The sequence below is a fragment of the Streptomyces viridosporus genome (assembly GCF_002078235.1).
Lineage (GTDB): Bacteria > Actinomycetota > Actinomycetes > Streptomycetales > Streptomycetaceae > Streptomyces > Streptomyces viridosporus.
Map to the genome: position 1 here is coordinate 1 of NZ_MSGP01000874.1, position 521 is coordinate 521.

A 521-nucleotide genomic window follows, 5' to 3' on the forward strand; every position below is an offset into this window, starting at 1 on the left:
GAACCGGCCCACCCGGTCCAGCAAGGCGGCGACCACGAGTTCGTTGGCGCGGTCGACCACCGGGCTGCCCCGGTACGCGCCCTCCACCAGCTCCGTGGATCCGCCGGGGAACATCACCTCGGTCGCGCGGACGGTGCCGCGGAGCACCCCGAACAGGTGGTGCATGCAGGGCCTCAGCAGCCGGTCGATGCGGTTCAGCGCGGGTTGCCCTGCGCAGAGCGCGACCAGCTCGTTCTCCGGGTCGGTCGGGGCCGGGCGGTCCGTGGCGGACAGCGCGCTGCCGTCGTCGTACAGGAAACCGGCGACGGTGAGCACGCGCAGCAGTTCGGCGAAGAGGCGGGACTGCCCGTCGGCGATCCGCAGACGCCGCTGCAGTTCGTCGGCGGTCCACCGTTCGCCGCCGGTCCGGAACACCCCTTCGCCCCGGAACAGTTCCCAGAGCCAGCCGAGCACGACCTCGTCCAGACGCGCCTGGTCGCTCTCGGTCAGCAGCCGGGCGACCGGCGGCAGCGCTGCCGCCG

General features: G+C 73.3%; 1 pseudogene. It reads right to left on the reverse strand.

Annotation, left to right across the window (positions count from 1 at the left end):
* A pseudogene (locus B7L92_RS38325) lies at nt 1-521 on the reverse strand (hypothetical protein); the annotation flags it as partial.